This is a genomic window from Aeromonas sp. L_1B5_3 (assembly GCF_963866575.1).
In the GTDB taxonomy this organism is placed as follows: domain Bacteria; phylum Pseudomonadota; class Gammaproteobacteria; order Enterobacterales; family Aeromonadaceae; genus Aeromonas; species Aeromonas jandaei.
This window is the reverse complement of the sequence record NZ_CAWMDN010000111.1, coordinates 66,924-87,291: the sequence shown is the minus strand read 5'-3', so window position 1 is coordinate 87,291 and position 20,368 is coordinate 66,924. Positions and strand designations below refer to the sequence as shown.

Here is a 20,368-nt window from a genome sequence, read left to right as displayed (position 1 = left end):
GGCAGTGTTCGCAATGGAGGCTGCCTCAGCCATGTCGATGGATCGTCTGTTTGACAAGATCAAACAACTCCCCACCATTCCCAAGCTGCTGCACGAGTTGATGCAGAGCTTCAACGACGAGAATGCCCGCATCGACGAGATTGCGGCCAAGATCGCCATGGATCAGGTGATCAGCGTCAAGGTGCTGCGGATGGCCAACTCGGCCGCCCTGCGCCGTGGCAACGAAGTGACCTCCATCGATCAGGCGGTGATCCGCCTCGGCTTCAACCGGTTGCGCTCCATCGTGGTCGCCTCCGGCATCATCGGCAGCTTCAAGGCGCCCCCCAGCTTCGACAAGAACAAGTTCTGGACCGAGACCTTTCAGGTCGCCACCATCGCCAAGACGCTGGCGCAGGAAGCCAGGGTGCTCGACCCCGAGACCGCCTTTACCTGCGCCCTCATCCACAACATCGGCGAGCTGCTGATCCAGAGCACCTTGCCGGAAGAGGCGGAGCTCATCAATCTGGCGATCCAGAAGGGGAGCAGCCGGGTCGAGGCCCAGCGCGAGATGCTGGGCTATGACTATGCCCAGCTCGGTGCCGAGCTGGCGCGGCGCTGGAACCTGTCGGAGAGCTTCGTTGACGCTATCTCCCAGCAGCTGGATCCCCTCTCCCACGATCCGGTCAGCAAGGAGGCGGTACTGATCCGGCTGGCGGTCTTCATCTCCTTCGCCTGGAACGCGGGCGTACCTGCCCAGGCCATCATCGCCCGCTTCCCCAAACCGCTCGCCGATCAGCTGGGACTGGATCCCAAATCGCTGGCCGGCCAGCTCGAAACACTGCATGAACAGGGTAATGCCCTCGCCGATCTTCTGACTCAATAAGCATCATGACCCATCCGTTTCTGTTTCATCCCCAGGTGGCGCCCTGGTTCAAAGAGAGCGCCGATGCCCTGCAACTGACCCTGTTCAGCGAGCTGGATGCCCCCATCCACGAGGTGTGGCTGCGCCACGAGCCGGACAACGAGGAGTACCTGATCCCGATGACGGCGATCTCGACCCGCGACCGGCTGCAGGTATGGCAGGTGAACCTGCCACTTGGCAAGGGGCAGGATATCCACCTTTACTGCTTCAAGTGCCTGACCGACGAGGAGCAGTGGTGGCTGCACGGCGCTGGCGTCAGCGCCGCCATGCCGCCGCGCGAGCAGCATTTTCGCTTCAACAGCCTGCACCAGCCACCGACCTGGGTGCAGGATCAGGTGTTCTATCAGATCTTCCCCGACCGCTTCTGCAACGGCGACCCGTCCCTCAGCGTCAAGCATCACGAGTACGAGTACCGCGGCAAGGCGGTCATCAGCAAGGCGTGGGGCGAGCCGGTCAGTCGTCACGAAGAGGGGCATGGCGCCTGCGAATTCTATGGCGGCGATCTGGCGGGGATCGATGCCAAGCTGCACTACCTGCAATCCCTCGGGGTGACGGCGCTCTACCTCAACCCCATCTTCGATTCGCCGAGCAACCACAAGTACGACACCCTGGACTACTTCAAGGTGGATGCCCACCTCGGCAGCAACGAGCAGTTCGCCGAGCTGACCCGCAACCTGCACCAGCGCGGCATGAAGATCATTCTAGATGCTGTGGTCAACCACACCTCGACCCAGCACCCCTGGTTCTGCCCGCCGCTCGGCGCCCAGAGCAACCCGGATTCGCCGTGGCGCAGCTTCTACACCTTTGACAACGAAGGGGATTACGTCAGTTGGAAGGGCATTCGCAGCCTGCCCAAGCTCGACTTTTCCTGCGAGAAGGTGCAGGACGCCGTCTATCGGGCTGATGATGCCATCCTGCGCTACTGGATGCGCGCCCCCTACCAGATCGACGGCTGGCGCTTCGACGTCATCCACATGCTGGGTGAGCGCGGCACCGCCGAAGGCAACAGCGGCCACGTGCGCGCCATTCGCGGCGCGGTGAAGCAGGAGAACCCGGACGCCTACGTGCTCGGCGAGCACTTCTTCGAGGCGAGCCAGTGGCTGCAGGGGGATCAGGAGGACGGCGCCATGAACTACTACGGCTTCGCCCATCCGATCCGCGCCTTCCTGGCCGGCAAGGATATCGCCTACCACCCCATCAAGATCAGCGCCGAAGAGCTGGATCGCTGGCTCAAACTGGCGCGGGCTCACATCCCGTTCAAGAACCAGCTGGCCCAGTTCAATCTGCTGGACAGCCACGATACCGCCCGCTTCCTCCACCTGCTGGGCGAGGACAAGCAGCGGATGCGCCTCGCGGCCACGTTGCTGCTCACCTATATCGGCGTGCCCTCCATCTACTACGGCGACGAAGTGGGGCTCTCCGGCGGCAACGACCCGGACTGTCGCCGCTGCTTCCCGTGGGAGACCACGGCCTGGGATCACGTGCTGCACGACCACTATCGCCGGCTGATCCAGATCCGCCGTCAGCGTCCCTCGCTGCGCCGCGGTGATATCCAGACCCTCTATGCCGGCCCCCACAGCTATGTGTTTGCCCGCACCCTGCAAAGCGATCAGGTGGTGGTGGCCTGCAACCGCCGCCCGAGCGAGCCGCGTACCATCAGCCTGCCCCTGTGGCAGACCGCGAGCCCCGCCAGCCGCTTCACCGACGCCTTCAACGGCGAGAAGTTCGAAGTGGTGCAGGGGGAGCTGCAGCTGACCATTCCGGCCAACTCGGCCCGGGTGCTGCTCTCCAGTTGAAGAGCGTTATCTCGCCAATAAAAAAACCGGAGCCTGTTGCTCCGGTTTTTTTATGCGCCACAGCTGGCCGGCAGTGCCCTTGTGCAGAGCACCTGCGAACCGGGCTGAGCATCAGTAGTTGATGCTGACGTAGGGCACTTCCGGCACCTGCCATAGCTGTTTGAGATAGACGGTGAGCACGAAGAAGAAGTTGGCCAGCAGGTTGGCAAAGCGGTAGAGGATGGGGTCGAAGCTGACGCCACTCTCCTCGAGGCGTACCAGCAACCGCACCACCTTCTTGCTGCCACAGCGGCACAGATGAAGGGTCGGGATCGGCTGCGGCCCTTGCGGCAGCACAAAACCGGTGACCCGGCCCCGGCTCGCCTCGTTGTAGTGGTCGTAACGGGCCTTGAGCCACTCAAGGTCTGCCTCGAAGATCCCCAGCTTGCCGCGCACCGAACCGTTGAGGTTATAGATAAGGCGCTGCAACGCCGCGAGATCCGCCAGCATGGGCGCAATATCGGCATCCGGCGAGAGGTGTGACAGCACGGCACCGACCTGGCAGCAGAGCTCGTCGGTGGCGATCTCGAAGTCACACTTGAGCGAGGTTTCGAAGATGAAGGGGTAGCAAAGCTCGCGCTTGTCTCGGGGCTTTTTCGGGTTCATTGGCTGGCCGCATCGGGAAAAAGGCCAGTTTGCCAGCCCCCGCAGGAGCTGGCAAACGGCCGGTCAGGAGTTAATCAATCCCGATGGCAAGCACTCAGGCACTCTTGCCGCTGCTTGCAGGGTCGGTCGCGGGCTGGAACTGGCTCAGCATCCGCAATGCCTGCAGCATGCGTTCGTTGAAGCTGGTGAAGCTACTGACCTGCGCCGGATCAGTCTGACCACGCGCAGCCAGCACGGCCGGGGTCAGCGCCTGCTGCTGGGACTCCGGCAGCACGGCATCGGCCTGCTTCTGTACCTCGTCCAGCTTGGGCAGATAGTCGGCAAACGGCTTGAGCAGATCCTGCAGGGAGCTGGCTCCCTGATAGGTCTGGCTCAGCTTGACGCTCTGCTTGAGCTTGAGCGAGTAAGAGGCAAGCTGGGTGTCATCCAGCTTCAGGTCGCCTGCCTTCTTCAGCACATCGTCCAGATTGCCGGAGAAGAAGTCGCCAGCCAGACCGTCGATCCCCTTGACCAGCTTGCCGATGGAGTCCATCTCCTCCTTGCTGAGATCACCCTCCAGTGAAAAGCTGAAACTCTGGCTCGATTTGAGACTGAACTGGCTGCCGCTGTCGCTCTTCTGGGATCGGGTCTGCCAGCTGTCGTTGAAGCGCAGCACCACCTTGTCGCCATCCTTGGTCTGGATCTCCAGCGACCCCTGCTGGCGACTGGCCATCTCGGCCTGCCCCATATCGGTCGTGGAGACCTTGCCAAAGAACTCCTTCTCGAACTCGTCGAGCCCCTTCTGGATCAACTTGTAGCTCTGATCCATGCCGGTCTTGATATCGCCGTTGTCAGCCCAGTCACCCAGCTGCTTGCGAGCGTCACCAAACCCCTTGTCCACCCCTTTGCGAGCCTGCTCCATCATGCCGGTCAGGGCATCATCCGACTTGCCGTCGGCACGGGCCGCACCCAGCCGCCCTGTGACAAACTGCAACACGTTGTCCGCCACCGACTGGAAGTCGAACAGGGTATCCGGGGTAACCTCTTCCGGCTGATCCTGGGTCTTGGGCGCCTGATAGCTCTGCCCGTTAATCTCCAGCGCAAACTGCAGCGCCTGCTGGATCAGCACCTGCGCCCACTTCGGGGGCTTGTGCAGGGAGACCTCATCCTCGCTGTTGAGCTGTTTTGACTCCGCCTGTTGCGGCGATTTGGGAGAAACACCCACTCCCTTGGGTTGGGCTGCGCCCACGCCGTCGATCTGCATAATGTGTCCTCCCACCATGCCTGTAGATCCGGTATCGGCCTGACTGAACACTTCTTGACCACAAAATGCTGGACAATCTGCGGCTGGCTTTTAAAATCGGGCCCCTTTGGGTGGCCTGTTGCCATCCCGCGATTTCGACCCGGCCCGGCCGGTGTGCACATGAGGTATCTATGACCCAGTCCCAACAGCCTTCTGCGGATGCTCCGGCGCCAAGAACCCCGGCCGACTACCAGGCCCAGCTCGATGAGAAGAGCGCGCGCCTCACCGGGCTGTTTGCCAGCTTCAACCCTCCCGCGCTGGAGGTGCACAGCTCACCGGCGGAGTACTACCGGATGCGCGCCGAATTTCGCATCTGGCACGAGGGGGATGACCTCTTTCACTGCATGTATGCCCCGGCGACCAAAGAGATTATCCGGGTCGACCACTTCCCCACTGCCAGCCGCCTCATCAACCAGCTGATGCCGGTGCTGCTGGAGGGGCTGCGTCCCCATCAGGTGCTGCGTCGCAAGCTGTTCCAGATTGACTACCTCTCCACCCAGTCCGGCCAGATCATCGTCAGCCTGCTCTACCATCGCAAGCTGGAGAACGAGTGGCAGCAGGCCGCCGAGGCACTGCAGGCCGATCTGCGCGCCAAGGGTTTCGAGCTGCAGCTGATTGGCCGCGCCCACAAGCAGAAGATTTGTCTGGGCGATGACTTTGTCATCGAGCAGCTCAACGTGGCCGGTCGCCAGCTCATCTACAAGCAGGTGGAGAACAGCTTCACCCAGCCCAACGCCGCCATCAACGAGCAGATGCTGGGCTGGGCGCTGGAAGTCACCAAGGGGAGCGAAGGGGATCTGCTGGAGCTCTATTGCGGCAACGGCAACTTCTCCATTGCGCTGGCGCAGAACTTCCGCAAGGTGCTGGCCACCGAGATCGCCAAGCCGAGCGTGGACTCCGCCCAGTTCAACATCGCCGCCAACGGCGTCGACAACCTGATCATCCTGCGCATGTCGGCCGAGGAGTTCACCATGGCGATGCGCGGCGAGCGGGAGTTCAACCGCCTCAAGGGGGTCGATCTCGGCGCTTACCAGTGCAACACCATCTTCGTCGACCCGCCCCGCGCCGGTCTCGACGATGCCACCGTCAAGCTGGTGCAGGAGTACGACAACATCCTCTACATCTCCTGCAACCCCGAGACTCTGCAAGCCAACATGGCCGTGCTGGGCGATACCCACGAGATCGCCCGCTTTGCCCTGTTCGACCAGTTCCCCTGGACCCACCACATGGAGGCCGGAGTCTACCTGCGCCGCAAGGCGGGTTGATTCTAAGGGATAAAAAAACAGGGCCGCTTGGCCCTGTTTTTTTATGGCGTATCCGGCCATTACCGCAGCCGGAAGTGGCTCACTATCTCCCTGAGCCGGTCGTAGGTCTGCTGCATCGAACCTGAACTGGCGACCGTCGCCTCCCCGTTGTGGGTCAGCTGGCGGATCACCTCGGCGATGGCGCTCATGTTGCGGTTGATCTCCTCCGCCACTGCGCTCTGCTGCTCCGCCGCCGTGGCGATATGGCTGATGAGATCATTGATCTCCACCACCTCTCCCGCCATCAGATCCAGCGACTCGTTGACCCTGGTAGTGTTCTCGGCCGCCCCCTGACAACTCTGCTTGGTGTTCTCCATCGCCTCCACCACGGTGCGGCTGCCCCGTTGCAGGCTGGCCAGCATGGTCTGGATCTCCGCCGTGCTCTGCTGGGTGCGGGCGGCAAGGGAGCGAACCTCATCGGCCACCACTGCAAAGCCACGCCCCTGCTCGCCAGCACGAGCCGCCTCGATAGCAGCGTTGAGGGCCAACAGGTTGGTCTGCTCGGCAATGCTGCCGATCACCCCCAGCACGGAGCCTATCTGCTGCACATCCTGCTGCATCGCCTCGATGGAGCGGGCCGTCTCCTCCACCTCGTCCACCAGCGCCATCACGCTGGCCATCGCCTGATCCACCACCTGCCGCGACTGGCTCGCCAGTTGCTGGCTCTGGCCGGTGAGTTGGGCGGTGCTGGCTGCACTTTCCGACACCGAGACTGCGGTGCGGCTCATCTCGTTGATGGCAGTCACCACCTGCTCGGTCTCGCGCACATGATCCGCCAGCAGGGACTGGGCAGCGCCGGTCTGGCTGGCCAATCCGGCAATGCCGCTGTTGAGCTGACCGCTCGCCTCCTGCACCTCGCCCATCATCTCCTGCAGCCGCTCGATAAAGCGGTTGATGCCGGCCGAGATCTGGCCCAGATCATCGGTACTGGTCACCGCCAGCCGGCGGGTGAGATCGCCACTGCCGCGAGAGAGCTCCAGCACCAGATCCCGCAGCGAGAGGATGGGGCGATAAGCCACGTTGAGCGCCAGTATGGCGAGTACCATCACCACCACGGCAACACCAAGCAGCGCCATGATGATCTGGCCGTTGAGGGCCCGGGTCATGGTCTGGATGTAGTCGAGGTCGATGTAGCCGGTCAGGGTCCAGCTGTTGCCGCGAATATCCAGCTGATTGGGGCGCGCTTCGCTCTCCCCCTGCGGTTTGCTGTTGTAGAGCTCATTGCCCTGGCCATCGGCCAGCGAGAAGTAGCGCCCCTCGCCGCTCATTTTCTCCAGCAGGCTCTTGAACTCGCTCATGTCGAGGTAGTAGAGATAGGCCGAATCGGCACCTCGCGGCACCAGTATGGTGATGACCGGCTTGCCATCCACCTGTTGCAGCGGGCTGACGGTGATCTGGTTGTTGGCGGCGGGGATCAGCTTGCGCAGCGCATCGACCTTGGCCGTATCGTTGATGACACCGCTCACGTCGAAGGCCATGTCGCCGATCACTTTGACGATATTGTGAAAGCCGGTCTCTTGCAGGGTCTTCTTGACGTTGGTCACCCCGAAGTTGAGGTTGGCGGCCAGCAGGATTTTTTGATTGATGTCGCTGGCCAGCTTCTCTTTGACCAGAGTGATCTGTTCATTGATGTTCTTGGTCGCCTGGGTGCGGATGTAGGCGCTGATGAAGTGATTGACGCTGAACCAGGCGGTACCTATGGTGACCAGAATGGCCAGCAGCAACAGGACGTAAATCTTGACCTTGAATGGCATGGGATCCCTCCAGAAGAGAGGGTTGGCAACGCCAACCCTCCCTGCCAATCGTTATTTCTTCTTGGCGTACTTCATGGAGTCCAGTGCCACCGCCAGAATGATGATGCCGCCCTTGATGATGAACTGCCAGTAAGGGCTGACGCCGATATAGGTCAAACCATAGTTGATCAGGGTGAAGATAAGTACGCCGGTGATCACACCTGCGACAGTTCCCACCCCGCCGGCAAACGACACCCCGCCCACCACGCAGGCTGCGATGGCATCCAGCTCGTACATGAAGCCGAGGTTGTTGGTGGCACTACCGATCCGGCCCGCTTCCAGCATACCGCCGAAGGCGTAGAAGACCCCAGCCAGCGCATAGATCATCACCAGATTGACCGCCACGTTGACGCCGGAAACCTTGGCCGCTTCCGGGTTGCCGCCGATGGCGAAGATGTTCTTGCCAAAGCGGGTCTTGTTCCACAGCACCCAGACAAAGACGCTGGCGATGGCCGCGTAGAAGGTGAGATAGGAGAGCTTGAAGCCGCCGATCCGGATAAAACCCTGGGCGAAGCTGGAGAAGCGGGGGTCAAAACCGGCTACCGGCGAAGCCCCTACCGAGTCAAAGTAGAGGGAGTTGATACCGTAGACGATGATCATGGTCCCCAAGGTTGTGATAAAGGGGGTCACGTTCAGATAGGCGACGATAAGACCGTTGACCAGACCTATCAGGGCTCCCACCACGCACACCAGCAGAATTACCGCAGGAATGGGCACCTCCCCCAGCGTCGGGAAGACCTTGTTGACGTTGGTCAACGCCTGCAGCATGGTCGCCGCGATGAGCGCTGCCAGACCGACCTGACGACCGGCCGAGAGATCTGTCCCCTGGGTGATGATGATACCTGCCACCCCCAGCGCGATAATGACCCGCACCGAGGACTGGGTCAGGATGTTGCTGAAGTTGGTGAGGCTCAGGAAGGAGGGTTCCTTGATCACGATGATCATGAGCAGCACCAGCAGCACCACGTAGATGCCGTTCTCCTTGAGCGCCCGCATCAGATTGAAATTTTTAGCCGACTCCATAAATGTCTTCCTGTCTCTAGAGGTACAGAGATGCCAGGCGCAGTATCTCGCTCTGGTCAGTTTCTTTGGTATTGACGATCCCGGCGACCCTGCCATTGCTCATGACCATGATGCGGTCGGTGATGCCGAGCAGTTCGGGCATTTCGGAGGAGATGATGATGATCCCCTTCTCCTTCTTCGCCAGCTCCAGAATGAGCTGATAGATCTCGAACTTGGCCCCCACATCGATGCCACGGGTGGGCTCATCCAGCATCAGGATCTCCGGCTGGGTCAACAGCCAGCGGCCGATGATCACCTTCTGCTGGTTGCCCCCGGAGAGGGAGCCAATCTGGGTCTGCTGGGTCGGCGTCTTGACCCGCATGGAGTCGATGACCCACTGAGTATCGCTCTTCATCTTGTTGTCGCTGAGCAGCCCCATGGAGCCCTTGTAGTTGTCCATGTTGGCGATCAGGGAGTTGAAGGCGATATCGAGACGGGAGTAGATACCGGTAGAGCGGCGCTCCTCGGTCACCAGCGCAAAGCCGTTGCGTATCGCTTCGTGGGCGTTGTGGTTGGCCACCTCTTTGCCGTGCAGCTTGATGCTGCCCTGGCTGCGATCGCGAATGCCGAACAGGGTCTCGACGATATCGGTGCGCTTGGCCCCGACCAGCCCGGCGACACCGAGGATCTCACCCTTGTGCAGGTTGAAGGTGATGTCCTGAATGGAGGGCTGGTTCTTCGCCGTCAGATGTTCGACCTCGAGGATCACCTCTTTCGGCTGGTTGGTTTTTTCCGGGAAGCGCTGGGTGAGCTCGCGACCGACCATCATGCCGATGATCTGATCCATGGTCATCCCCTTGAGCGGCTGGGTCGCCACCCACTGGCCATCCCGCAATATGGTGATCTCGTCACAGAGCTGGAAGATCTCTTCCATCTTGTGGGAGATGTAGACGATGCCGCACCCCTTGTCCTTCAGCTTGTTGATGATCTTGAAGAGATGACTCACCTCTTTCTCGGTCAGCGAGGAAGTGGGTTCATCCATGATGACGATCTTGGCATCGTAGGAGAACGCCTTGGCGATCTCGATCATCTGCATCTGGGAGACGGAGAGGGTCGCTACCTTGACCCGCGGGTCGATGTCGATATCCAGCTCCTCGAAGATGCGTTTGGTGTCTTCGTACATCTTGCCGTGGTCGATGAACCACCCTTTGGTCGGGTAGCGACCTAGCCACATGTTGTCCATTACGGAGCGCTGCAGCACCAGGTTGAGCTCCTGATGCACCATGGAAACGCCGTTCTCCAGCGCCTCTTTGGAGGAGGTGAAGTTGATCTCCTGCCCCTTGAAGAAGATCTTGCCCTGATCCTTCTCGTAGATGCCGAACAGGCACTTGAGCAGTGTCGATTTTCCCGCCCCGTTCTCGCCCATCAACGCATGCACAGAATGAGGACGGACCCGTAAATTGACATTATCGAGTGCCTTGACGCCAGGAAAGCTCTTACTGACGTCAATCATCTCCAACAGCCATTCTGATTGTTGCTGTGTTGTCATATCAGCCATCACATCTGGTTGAAAAAAGGGCAAGGGGATCTCCCTTGCCCTGGAGGAGGGAATTATTCGAATTGGGACAGGTTGTCTTTATCTACGCCGACGTAGGGAACACGCACGACCTTGTTGACGATGTTCCACTTGGTGCCTTCACCGGCCGCTTTACCTTCAGCCAGGTTCTTGGTCAGCTCGTAGGTCGCCTTGGCCTGGTTGGCCGCATCGTTCAACACGGTACCGGCCATGGCACCGCTCTTCACCAGTGCCAGCGCTTCAGGCAGCGCATCGACACCGAATACCGGAATGGCAGTCTTGCCCTGTGCTTTCAGTGACTCGACAGCGCCCATCGCCATGCCGTCGTTGTTGGCGATGACCACTTCGATCTTGTTGGCGTTCGGGCCGGAGATCCAAGCGTCCATCTTGTCCTTGGCCATGGCGGTATCCCACATACCGGTATCCATGTGCAGCTGCTGGGTCTTGATGCCGCCGTCATTCAGGGTCTTGATGACGTAAGTGGTGCGCGCTTCGGCATCCGGGTGGCCCGGCTCCCCTTTCAGCAGCACGTACTGAATAACGCCATCCTTGTTCAGATCCCAGGCCGGATTGGCTTTCCAGTGTTTGGCAATCAGGTGACCCTGGATGATGCCTGACTCCTTGGAGTCGGTACCTACGTAGTAGGCCTTGTCGTAGCTGGCCAGATCGGCAGCACTCGGCTCCTTGTTGTAGAAGACTACCGGAATATCTTCGCCACGGGCCTTTTCAATCACCACGGGAGCGGCAGCCGGGTCAACCAGGTTGATGGCCAGCGCCTTCACGCCCTTGGCCAGCAGCACGTCGATCTGGTCGTTCTGCTTGGACTGGTCGTTCTGGGAGTCGTTCATCAGCAGCTCAACCCCGGGGTTGGCAGCCGCTTCCTTCTCGATCGCCTTGCGCACCACCGCCATGAAGTTGTCGTCATATTTGTAGACGGTCACCCCGATGCGGGTTTCAGCGTGGGCAGCAGTGGCACCAGCCATCAGGCCCAGCAGCAGGGCAGCAACGGTCGTCATTTTTTTCATTGTGTGTGCTCCGATGTATCTATCCATGAGTTGTAGGGTGGCGAGCTATTGAGCAATCGCCATTCAATGTAATCAATTTGTTGTCATTTCTTCTGTGATCATGACGACAAAATGAAAACGATTACACTCTGTTACATTGAATCTTTTTCTTATTTTTCAAAAACATAAATTCAAGCGTTAATTTTTGGACTCAATCTATTCCGCAGCATTGAGGCTAGTCGCTAACAGGCTGTTGTCAAAAAGCTCAACCAAGGGTGCAGTGCCAGCGATAGCGACGGGCAGTCAGCTGATACTCGGGGCGCACGCTCTGGCTCCAGGAGTCATCCCCGCCCACTCCCATGTGAGCACCATCGAGGCAGACCCACAGCCCCTCCTCTGCCACCAGATCGCTCTGGTGACGGGCAGTGGCCAGCTGCTGCTGGCTGAAGCGACTGACGCTGAAATGGAAAGCGCCACTCACCTGCAGCCCGCCCAGCTGCAGCTCGCGGGTATCGCAGCGCAAGCCGTTGTCGGTCGGGAAGACGTAAGGGGTGTGCATGGCCTCCAGCGGCAGGCTCCAGCGACCCTGATCGGCGCCCAGCAGGCGATCCAGATAGTTTTCGTGGGGGCCGCGTCCCAGCCACTGCACCTGCTCAACCGGGTCAGCCAGATGGATTAGCAGACCGATCCGCGGCAGCGAAGGCAGCACCTGCGCCAGCTCGCACTCGATGTCGAGACTCATGGTGCCGTCGTCAGCAAAGCGGTGATGCCAATGGCTCAGCAGTTGCAATTGATCCTGATGGAAATAGCCGTGAGTCACCCTCAGCTCGCTGCCGGCAACCACCACGCCCAGACAGCGGTGCTGCCACTGCTCGAGGCCACAGACCTGCCAGCGGGCAATCCAGGAGTTGGGGTCGGCGTGATCCGCTTCGCTGGTGCCAATGTCGTTGTCGAGCGGCGCGCGGTAGAAGTGATCCATGATCGGCGCCAGCAGCTGCTCCTGCCCCGATTTCTGCCAGCTGGTGATGCGACCGCTCTGCTTGTCGAGCCGCCACTGAGTGTTAGCAGTGGTGACCAGCCAGCCATCGGCCTGCTCCACCATAGCCGCAGGTCTGACTGGTGCAGGTAGCGCCAGCGGTGACGGCAGCATGAATTGCTGGCGCGCCACCTCGTGCCCAGCCTCCGACCATGGGGTGGCATTCGGCTGCAAGATGGCCAGATCGAGCCAGGCCAGCGAGCCTGCCGCAAAGGCGGGTAGCGTCCCGCTCAGGGTCAACTCGACCACTCCTTGCGCTGCCAGCGCGAGAGACACCTCTCCCTCCAGCACCACTTGGCCGTTTTCACTCAGCTGCCAGCAAAGCCGCTCGTTGTCGGTGGTACGGAACAGATATTCGCTCTCGATCCGCACTCGCAGCGGGGTGTGCTCAAGCAAAGTGAAGCGGAACGGCTGCTGGGCGCGCTTTGCCTCGAACAGCGTGGGATGGGGAGTGCGATCCGGGAACAGCAGGCCGTTGCAGCAAAACTGGCGATCGTTTTGCACATCACCGAAGTCGCCGCCATAGCCCCAATAGTGGCGGCCATCGGCGGTGTATTTGTCGAGCCCCTGATCGACCCAATCCCAGACAAAGCCCCCCTGCAATCTCGGATGATCGCGAAACGCCTGCCAGTAGTGGGCATAGCCTCCCAGACTGTTGCCCATGGCATGAGCATATTCGCAGAGGATCAGCGGCCGATGCTCCTCGGGCAGGCCGATCCACTTGGCCAGCGCCCACTTGGGCACCGCCGGGAAGGGTTGATCCTGATGGGTTCTGGCATACATGGGGCAGATGATGTCGGTCGCCGGGGTATCGGCCCCGCCCCCCTCATACTGTACCGGACGGCTCGGGTCGCTGCGCTTGATCCAGCCATACATGGCATCGTGGGCCGGGCCGTAACCCGACTCGTTGCCCAGCGACCAGATGATGATGGAGGGGTGGTTGAAATCCCGTGCCACCATGCGGGTGGCCCGCTCCAGAAAGGCGTTGCTCCAGGCGGGATCCCGCGCCAGGCGCCCCATGGGGGTCATGCCGTGGGTCTCCAGATTCGCCTCATCCACCACATAAAGGCCGAGCCGATCGCAGAGGCGATAGAAGTCGGGATGGTTGGGATAGTGGGAGCAGCGCACCGCGTTGAAGTTGTGCCGCTTCATCAGCAGCAGATCCCGCTCCATGGTGGCGCGATCAATGGCATACCCTTTGGCGGGGTGGTGTTCGTGACGGTTGGCACCGCGAATAAGCAGCGGCTGACCGTTGACCCGCAGCAGACCGCCACGGATCTCCACTGTCCGAAAGCCCACATCATAGGCTTCGCTCTCGATAGGCTCGCCCTGCTCGTCCAGCAGGGTCAGGGTCAGGCGATAGAGGTGAGGCGTCTCGGCGCTCCACTGGTGCGGCGCAGCCACATCGAGCCACAGCTCGGCGCGATCGTCATATGCCCCTTTTTCATCAATGGCTTGGGTACCGATCGGCTGACACAGGGTCGCAACCCGCTCGCCACCGTCATAGAGATTGGCCTCCACCGAGAGGCCAACTGCATTGGCCGCCTGCAGTGCAATCTTGAGGCGGCCATCCCGATAGCGGGCATCCAGCTCGGGGGTGACCCGAATATCCATCAGATGACGGGCCGACTTGTGCAACAGACTGACGGAACGGAAGATCCCAGACAGCCACCACATATCCTGATCTTCCAGATAGGAGCCGTCGGACCAGCGCAACACCAGCACCGCCAGCCGGTTGCGACCGGCCTGCAGATATGGGGTCAGATCGAATTCGGCGGGCAACCGGCTGTCCTGAGAGTAACCGACCCAGCGACCGTTGCAGAACAGGTGGAAGGCGCTGCTCACCCCGTCGAAGATGATCCGGCTCTGGCCGCTGGCCAGCCAGTCGGCCGGAAGTTCGAACTCACGGGAGTAGCAACCGGTGGGGTTCTCTGCAGGCACCCGAGGCGGATCGCAGGGAAAGGGGTACTTGATATTGGTGTAGATGGGGCCATCGGTAAGTGGCCGTGCTGCCGGATAGGCGGCATCCAGCTGCCAGTTGCCCGGCACTGTAATGGGACAGGCATCCGCCAGATCCTGCGCCAGCCAGCTCTCGGGCACCAGCTCGGGAGCGGCAAAGAAGGAGAAGCGCCACTCGCCATCCAGTGAACGGCGTGAGGGTGAAAGGAGATCGTCTCTGGCATCCGCTTCGCTACGCCAGCTGAACATGGGGGTATGGGCTGCCAGGCGGTTTACCGAAGTAATCACCTGAGTCTGCCAATCCTGACGCGCCACTATCTCCCTGAGCATTCCCCTTCTCCCTGATGACTGGAAAACGTATTCCAGTCTAGAGAAGTGTGGCTAGGGGATCGGCGATCTCGCTCACACAGATGTAAACGATTACACTAATTTTGTTAAGTAAAGCGGAGTAAAAACCATTAAAAATAGGTAAAACAATAAAAGCTCGAGAAATGAGCTGCAAACGGCCCCTATCCAGCGCGAACCGGCGCTACCGAGTGACGATTGATCAAGGTCGGGGTATAGATGCGGTTCTGCTGTGCCTCGCTCTCCCCTGCCGCCAGCTGCAACGCCAGCTTGGCTGCCTGACTCGCCATCAACTCGATGGGGTACCGCATGGTGGAGAGCTTGGGCCTCAGGTATCTGGCGTAGATGATGTCATCGAAGCCCACCACCGAAACCTCCTCCGGCACCCGCAGCCCGTTGTCCGCCAGCACCGAGATGGCTCCGGCCGCCATGGCATCGTTATAGGCCACCACAGCGGTCACCTTGAGCCCCTTGGCCAACAGGTTGAGCATGGCGCGCTCGCCCCCCTCCTCGTTCGGCGTGCCGCTCTCGATAAGCTCGGGATCCGCCGCCAGACCAGCCTCTGCCAACCCGTCCTGATACCCCTGCAGCCGCAAGGTGGCATCTTCGATGGCGTGATCCGAGCTGATAAAAGCGATGTGGCGGTGACCCAGCTCGATCAGATGACGGGTTGCCGTGGCGGCCCCCAGCCGGTTGTTGAGGGCGATGCAGCGCCCCTTGATGGCAGGAATATCGCGATTGATAAGCACCATGCCGGGCACCCGCATGGCGTAGTCGCAGAGCTCTTCGTCGCTGAGCGCCTTGCTGTGCACCACCAGAGCCTCGCAGCGCTTGCCGATCAGCAGCTCGATCGCCTCGCGCTCCTGGCGCGCCTTGTGAAAACCGTTACCCATCAACAGGTGGAGATTCTGCTCGACGGCCACACCGGAGACCCCCTTCACCAGAGCCCCGAAGAAGGGATCCGCCACGTCTCCCACTACGACGCCCATGGTATCGCAGGTCTGGCTGACCAGCGCCCGCGCGTTGGCGTTGGGGGTATAGCCCAGCTCCGTCATCGCCTTCTGGACGGCGGCGCGGGAGGCGGCACTGGCCTTGGGCGAGTTGTTCATCACCCGTGAAACCGTTGCCACCGACACATTGGCCAAACGGGCGACATCCTTGATGGTACTCATGCTGTTTTCACTTATTTCACTCTGCGACAGATTGACCATTATACCCACCAACCCCATTGAAAACAGGGGATAACGCACGATCTGCCAGAGAAGCGATCACAAAAGCAGTGTAATCGTTTACACCATTTTGCAAGCAAGTTCACAGTTTGCAAGCCAACCCCTCGGCTAGACTGCTTCCAGACACTTTTTCAGTGGAGAGCAAGATGAAGGTTCTGGTCACCGGCGGCTGCGGATATATCGGCAGCCACACCTCTCTGGCCCTGCAAGCCGCAGGCATGACCCCGGTCGTGGTGGACAACCTCTGCAACAGCAAGCGCAGCGTGTTGACTCGAGTCGCGGCTATCAGCGGCCAGCAACCCGTGTTCTATCAAGGGGATATTCGCGATGCCACCCTGCTGGACCGGATCTTCGCCGAGCAGCAGATCGACGCAGTAATCCACTTTGCCGCCCTCAAGGCGGTCGGCGAGTCGACCCGCATTCCACTGGATTACTACGAGAACAACCTCGGCGGCACCCTCACCCTGCTGCAGGCGATGAAGCGGGCTGGCGTGCACAATCTGGTGTTCAGCTCCTCGGCGACCGTCTACGGCGATCCCGCCAGTCTGCCGATCCGCGAGGATTTCCCCCGCAGCGCTACCAACCCCTACGGTCGCTCCAAGCTGATCATCGAGGAGATCCTCGAGGATTTGCACCTGGCCGAGCCGCACTGGAGCATGACCCTGCTGCGCTACTTCAATCCGGTCGGCGCCCACGAGTCGGGCACCATGGGGGAAGATCCCCAAGGCATTCCCAACAATCTGATGCCCTATATCACTCAGGTCGCCATCGGCCGTCGCGACTGCCTGTCGGTCTTTGGAAACGATTACCCAACTGTGGATGGCACCGGCGTGCGCGACTACATCCACGTGATGGATCTCGCCGAGGGGCACGTCAAGGCACTGCAACACTGCGCTGGCAAGGGTGGCGTGCACACCTACAACCTGGGCACCGGCCAGGGCCAGAGCGTATTGCAGCTGGTCGCCGCCTTCTCCAATGCCTGCGGCAAGCCGCTGCCGTTTCGCATCGAACCGCGTCGCCCGGGCGATATCGCCGCCTGCTGGGCCGATCCGGCCAAGGCCGAGCGCGATCTGGGCTGGCAGGCAATCCGGGACATAGACGCCATGTGCGCCGACAGCTGGCGCTGGCAGTCCGCCAATCCGAACGGTTACGAGGAGTAGGCCCGCCTGCTCCCCGGTAATAAACGACTCTATTTTTCAATACCTTATTCAGGAGAGATGATGTTCAACCCCGTCGATCATCCCCATCGCCGCTTCAACCCGCTGACCGGCCAGTATGTGCTGGTCTCCCCCCACCGGGCCAAACGCCCCTGGCAGGGGCAGGTGGAGAAGGTGAGTCAGGCCCCCAAACAGGCACACGATCCCGACTGCTTCCTCTGCGCAGGCAACACCCGGGTCACCGGCGACATCAACCCCGATTACAAGGGCACCTTCGTCTTTACCAACGACTTCGCCGCCCTGATGCAGGATACCCCGGCCGCCGATAGCGCCAGCGATCCCCTGCTGAAACTGGAGGCCGCCCGCGGCACCAGCCGGGTGATCTGCTTCTCGCCGGATCACGGCAAGACCCTGCCCGAGCTACCGCTGCCCGCCATCGAAGGGGTGATCACCACCTGGATGGATCAGGTCGCCGAGTTGTCGGCCCAGTGGGAGTGGGTGCAGGTATTTGAAAACAAAGGCGCCGTCATGGGCTGCTCCAACCCGCACCCCCACGGCCAGATCTGGGGCAGCGATTTCCTGCCCAACGAGATCGCCCGCGAAGAGCAGCACCAGCGTGACTGGCTGGCCGAGCATGGCCGTCCCATGCTGCTGGAGTATGTGGAGCGGGAGCTGGCGGATCGCTCGCGCATCGTGGTGGAGACCGAGCACTGGCTCGCCGTAGTTCCCTTCTGGGCCGCCTGGCCGTTCGAAACCCTGCTGCTGCCCAAGGCGCACGTCCCCTCCATGCTCAACCTGACCAAGGCCCAGCAACAGGATCTGGCGGTGGCGCTCAAGGAACTCACCAGCCGCTACGACAACCTGTTCGAGTGCAGCTTTCCCTACTCCATGGGCTGGCACTTTGCACCGCCCAAGTCGGATTGCCCCGATGCGTGGCAGTTGCATGCCCACTTCTATCCGCCCCTGCTGCGCTCCGCCACCGTGCGCAAATTCATGGTCGGCTTCGAGATGCTGGCCGAAACCCAGCGCGACCTGACTCCGGAGCAGGCCGCCGAGCGGCTGCGCGCGCTGAGCCCCATTCACTACAACCAGACCAATCAAACCAATGAGGAGGCCCTATGACCCCGAGCCAACGCGTCAGCACCGTTTTTGCCGAGCAATTTGCCAAAGCGCCCGATCTGCTGGTGCGTGCCCCCGGCCGCGTCAACCTCATCGGTGAACATACCGACTACAACGACGGCTTCGTGCTGCCCTGCGCCATCGACTACGAGACCTGCGTCGCCATCGGCCTGCGCGATGACCGACAAGTGCAGGTGATCGCCGCCGACTACGGCAACCAGCGCGACCAGTTCGACCTCGACCAGCCCATCGAGCACCACCCCAGCCAGCGCTGGAGCGACTACATCCGCGGCGTGGTGAAATATCTGCAGGAGCGCGGTTATGCCCTGCGCGGCCTCGATCTGGTGGTTTCCGGCAACGTGCCGCAGGGGGCGGGACTCTCCTCCTCCGCCTCGCTGGAAGTGGCCATCGGTCAGGCCTTCAAGGAGGCGCTGGGGCTCACCATCACTCAGGCCGAGATCGCCCTCAACGGTCAGCAGGCGGAGAACAAGTTCGTCGGCTGCAACTGCGGCATCATGGATCAGATGATCTCCGCCAGCGGCAAAACCGACCACGCCCTGCTGCTCGACTGCCGCTCGCTGGAAACCCGCCTCATCCCCATGCCCACCGATCTGGCGGTACTGATCGTCAACTCCAATGTGCGCCGTGGTCTGGTGGACAGCGAATACAACACCCGTCGCCAGCAGTGCGAAGCGGCCGCCCGCCACTACGGAGTCAAGGCACTGCGCGATCTCGATCTGGCGGCTCTCGAAGCGGGCAAGGCCGGACTGGATGAGGTCTGCTACCGCCGTGCCCGCCACGTGGTAGGCGACAATACCCGCACCCTGGCCGCCGCCGATGCGCTGGCGCAAGGGGATCTGGTTCGTCTCGGCGAGCTGATGGCCGATTCACACGCCGCCATGCGTGATGACTTCGAAATCACAGTGCCCGCCATCGACGGTCTGGTGGAGATCATCAAGGCCAGGATCGGCACCGAAGGTGGCGTGCGGATGACTGGCGGCGGCTTCGGCGGCTGCGTGGTCGCCCTGCTGCGCCCCGAGAAGGTGGCCGAGGTGATCGCCGCGGTTGAGGCCGAGTATCCGACCCGCTTCGGCCTCAAGGCTGACTGCTACGTCTGCTCTGCCAGCGCCGGTGCAGGCAAGCTATGAGCAGCGCCATGACGCCATTCGAACTGGAAAACGAGGAGGGGCTGCGCCTGCGCGGCCTCGACTTCGGCGCTACCCTCACCTCCCTCACCCTGCCGGTGGCGGGCAAACGGCGCGAAGTCCTGCTGGGTTGTGCCGACGACGCCTATCCCGCCCAACAGGTGTGGCTAGGCGCGGTGGCGGGACGTTTTGCCAACCGCATCGGCGGCGCCGAGCTACTGCGTGATGGCCAGCGCTGGTCACTGGATGCCAATCAGGCACCCAACTGCCTGCATGGCGGGCAGGCGGGCTTTCATCGTCAGCGGTGGCAAATCAAGGAGCTGGAAGCGGATCGGGTCAAGCTGGCGCTGCTCTCCCGGGCGGGGGATCAGGGCTTTCCCGGCAATCTGCGGGTAACCCTGGAGTACCGGCTGGAGCAGAGCGATCTGGTGGTGGATTTTATCGCCAGTACGGATGCCGCTACGCCGGTCAGCCTCACCAGCCATGCCTACTTCAATCTCGATGACAACCCCGACAGCGGCGATGTGCGTGACCACCTCATCAGCATCAATGCCGACCACTTCCTGCCGACCGACCCAAGCGGTTTGCCGATCGCCATCACCCCGGTGGAGGGGCCATTCGATCTGCGCCAAGAGCGCCTTGTCGGGCTGGATTGGCTGAGCCATCCCCAGCAGCAACAGGCCAAGGGGTACGATCACGCCTTTGTGCTCAACGGCCCGGCGCAGGAGTGGGCTGCTCGCGTGGTATCGGGTGACAGACAGCTGGCGATGGAGGTCTACACCAACCAGCCCTCGCTGCAGTTATACAGCGGCAACTGGCTGGCCAATACCCCGAATCGCCAGGGTCTGGCGCACCGGGATCACGACGGCTTCTGTCTGGAGGCGCAGCAACTGCCCGACAGTCCGAACCGGCCCGAGCTGGGCGACCCCTGGCTGGTGCCGGGCGAGCGCTATCACCACCAGACTCGCTACCGCTTTATCCGCGACTGACTTAAAGGTTTCACAATTTTTCCGTAGCAGCGCCAGCCACATTCGAGCAAGATAAGCCGCCCCGAGACCCTTCCGGGGCGTTTTTG

15 protein-coding genes are annotated in these 20,368 nt (G+C 61.3%); 7 read left to right on the top strand and 8 right to left on the bottom strand.

Annotated elements, in window-relative coordinates:
• Positions 1-13: 13 nt before the first annotated feature.
• On the top strand, positions 14-862 hold the full coding sequence (locus tag AACR93_RS09625; protein ID WP_040069699.1) for an HDOD domain-containing protein: 849 nt from the start codon (positions 14-16) through the stop codon (positions 860-862).
• Positions 863-867: 5 nt separating this feature from the next.
• A complete protein-coding gene (malZ, locus tag AACR93_RS09620; RefSeq protein ID WP_043850623.1) occupies positions 868-2,697 on the top strand; it encodes a maltodextrin glucosidase in 1,830 nt (609 codons plus the stop codon).
• 111 nt (positions 2,698-2,808) lie between these two features.
• Here the strand turns inward: malZ and AACR93_RS09615 are convergent, their stop codons facing one another.
• Positions 2,809-3,342: an ATP--cob(I)alamin adenosyltransferase gene (locus AACR93_RS09615; protein ID WP_043850622.1), complete on the bottom strand. Its 534-nt coding sequence runs from the start codon at positions 3,340-3,342 to the stop codon at positions 2,809-2,811.
• A 94-nt stretch (positions 3,343-3,436) separates the two neighbouring features.
• Positions 3,437-4,585, bottom strand: a complete 1,149-nt coding sequence (locus AACR93_RS09610; protein WP_043850621.1) for a DUF5610 domain-containing protein — start codon at positions 4,583-4,585, stop codon at positions 3,437-3,439.
• A gap of 170 nt (positions 4,586-4,755) precedes the next feature.
• Here AACR93_RS09610 and trmA point away from each other — a divergent pair, with 170 nt between their 5' ends.
• The gene (gene trmA, locus AACR93_RS09605; protein WP_041209755.1) at positions 4,756-5,889 is read left to right on the top strand and encodes a tRNA (uridine(54)-C5)-methyltransferase TrmA; all 1,134 of its coding nucleotides are present in this window, start codon (positions 4,756-4,758) and stop codon (positions 5,887-5,889) included.
• A 59-nt stretch (positions 5,890-5,948) separates the two neighbouring features.
• On the opposite strand, the gene AACR93_RS09600 is transcribed toward trmA, so the two are convergent.
• The 6 genes from AACR93_RS09600 to AACR93_RS09575 form a co-directional block, all read right to left on the bottom strand.
• Complete coding sequence (locus tag AACR93_RS09600) at positions 5,949-7,682, bottom strand: methyl-accepting chemotaxis protein (protein WP_043850620.1); 1,734 nt, start codon at positions 7,680-7,682, stop codon at positions 5,949-5,951.
• Between the two features lie 51 nt (positions 7,683-7,733).
• Complete coding sequence (mglC, locus tag AACR93_RS09595; protein ID WP_040069707.1) at positions 7,734-8,744, bottom strand: galactose/methyl galactoside ABC transporter permease MglC; 1,011 nt, start codon at positions 8,742-8,744, stop codon at positions 7,734-7,736.
• Between the two features lie 16 nt (positions 8,745-8,760).
• Positions 8,761-10,281: a galactose/methyl galactoside ABC transporter ATP-binding protein MglA gene (mglA, locus tag AACR93_RS09590; protein WP_042029537.1), complete on the bottom strand. Its 1,521-nt coding sequence runs from the start codon at positions 10,279-10,281 to the stop codon at positions 8,761-8,763.
• A 53-nt stretch (positions 10,282-10,334) separates the two neighbouring features.
• Positions 10,335-11,324 (bottom strand): galactose/glucose ABC transporter substrate-binding protein MglB, encoded by a 990-nt coding sequence (mglB, locus tag AACR93_RS09585; protein ID WP_041209758.1) that lies wholly within the window; start codon positions 11,322-11,324, stop codon positions 10,335-10,337.
• 244 nt (positions 11,325-11,568) lie between these two features.
• Entirely contained in the window at positions 11,569-14,628 is a 3,060-nt protein-coding gene (locus AACR93_RS09580; RefSeq protein WP_043850619.1) for a beta-galactosidase, read from the bottom strand.
• Between the two features lie 179 nt (positions 14,629-14,807).
• Complete coding sequence (locus AACR93_RS09575) at positions 14,808-15,815, bottom strand: substrate-binding domain-containing protein (RefSeq protein ID WP_042029539.1); 1,008 nt, start codon at positions 15,813-15,815, stop codon at positions 14,808-14,810.
• Between the two features lie 203 nt (positions 15,816-16,018).
• Here AACR93_RS09575 and galE point away from each other — a divergent pair, with 203 nt between their 5' ends.
• Genes galE through galM form a run of 4 tightly spaced genes read left to right on the top strand, consistent with a single transcriptional unit; the run spans position 16,019 to position 20,282 of the window.
• Complete coding sequence (galE, locus tag AACR93_RS09570; protein WP_043850618.1) at positions 16,019-17,032, top strand: UDP-glucose 4-epimerase GalE; 1,014 nt, start codon at positions 16,019-16,021, stop codon at positions 17,030-17,032.
• A 60-nt stretch (positions 17,033-17,092) separates the two neighbouring features.
• Positions 17,093-18,151, top strand: coding sequence for a UDP-glucose--hexose-1-phosphate uridylyltransferase (locus AACR93_RS09565; RefSeq protein ID WP_043850617.1), 1,059 nt, complete (start codon positions 17,093-17,095; stop codon positions 18,149-18,151).
• The gene (gene galK, locus AACR93_RS09560) at positions 18,148-19,296 is read left to right on the top strand and encodes a galactokinase (protein ID WP_043850616.1); all 1,149 of its coding nucleotides are present in this window, start codon (positions 18,148-18,150) and stop codon (positions 19,294-19,296) included. The genes AACR93_RS09565 and galK overlap by 4 nt, the downstream gene beginning before the upstream one ends.
• Positions 19,293-20,282: a galactose-1-epimerase gene (gene galM / locus AACR93_RS09555; RefSeq protein ID WP_043850615.1), complete on the top strand. Its 990-nt coding sequence runs from the start codon at positions 19,293-19,295 to the stop codon at positions 20,280-20,282. The genes galK and galM overlap by 4 nt, the downstream gene beginning before the upstream one ends.
• The last annotated feature ends 86 nt before the right edge of the window (positions 20,283-20,368 follow it).

Excerpts from the sequence above, each read along its gene's own strand:
- AACR93_RS09625 (WP_040069699.1), top strand. The coding sequence starts at position 14 with ATGGAGGCTGCCTCAGCCATGTCGATGGATCGTCTGTTTGACAAGATC.
- malZ (WP_043850623.1), top strand. The coding sequence starts at position 868 with ATGACCCATCCGTTTCTGTTTCATCCCCAGGTGGCGCCCTGGTTCAAA.
- AACR93_RS09615 (WP_043850622.1), bottom strand. The coding sequence starts at position 3,342 with ATGAACCCGAAAAAGCCCCGAGACAAGCGCGAGCTTTGCTACCCCTTC.
- AACR93_RS09610 (WP_043850621.1), bottom strand. The coding sequence starts at position 4,585 with ATGCAGATCGACGGCGTGGGCGCAGCCCAACCCAAGGGAGTGGGTGTT.
- trmA (WP_041209755.1), top strand. The coding sequence starts at position 4,756 with ATGACCCAGTCCCAACAGCCTTCTGCGGATGCTCCGGCGCCAAGAACC.
- AACR93_RS09600 (WP_043850620.1), bottom strand. The coding sequence starts at position 7,682 with ATGCCATTCAAGGTCAAGATTTACGTCCTGTTGCTGCTGGCCATTCTG.
- mglC (WP_040069707.1), bottom strand. The coding sequence starts at position 8,744 with ATGGAGTCGGCTAAAAATTTCAATCTGATGCGGGCGCTCAAGGAGAAC.
- mglA (WP_042029537.1), bottom strand. The coding sequence starts at position 10,281 with ATGGCTGATATGACAACACAGCAACAATCAGAATGGCTGTTGGAGATG.
- mglB (WP_041209758.1), bottom strand. The coding sequence starts at position 11,324 with ATGAAAAAAATGACGACCGTTGCTGCCCTGCTGCTGGGCCTGATGGCT.
- AACR93_RS09580 (WP_043850619.1), bottom strand. The coding sequence starts at position 14,628 with ATGCTCAGGGAGATAGTGGCGCGTCAGGATTGGCAGACTCAGGTGATT.
- AACR93_RS09575 (WP_042029539.1), bottom strand. The coding sequence starts at position 15,815 with ATGAGTACCATCAAGGATGTCGCCCGTTTGGCCAATGTGTCGGTGGCA.
- galE (WP_043850618.1), top strand. The coding sequence starts at position 16,019 with ATGAAGGTTCTGGTCACCGGCGGCTGCGGATATATCGGCAGCCACACC.
- AACR93_RS09565 (WP_043850617.1), top strand. The coding sequence starts at position 17,093 with ATGTTCAACCCCGTCGATCATCCCCATCGCCGCTTCAACCCGCTGACC.
- galK (WP_043850616.1), top strand. The coding sequence starts at position 18,148 with ATGACCCCGAGCCAACGCGTCAGCACCGTTTTTGCCGAGCAATTTGCC.
- galM (WP_043850615.1), top strand. The coding sequence starts at position 19,293 with ATGAGCAGCGCCATGACGCCATTCGAACTGGAAAACGAGGAGGGGCTG.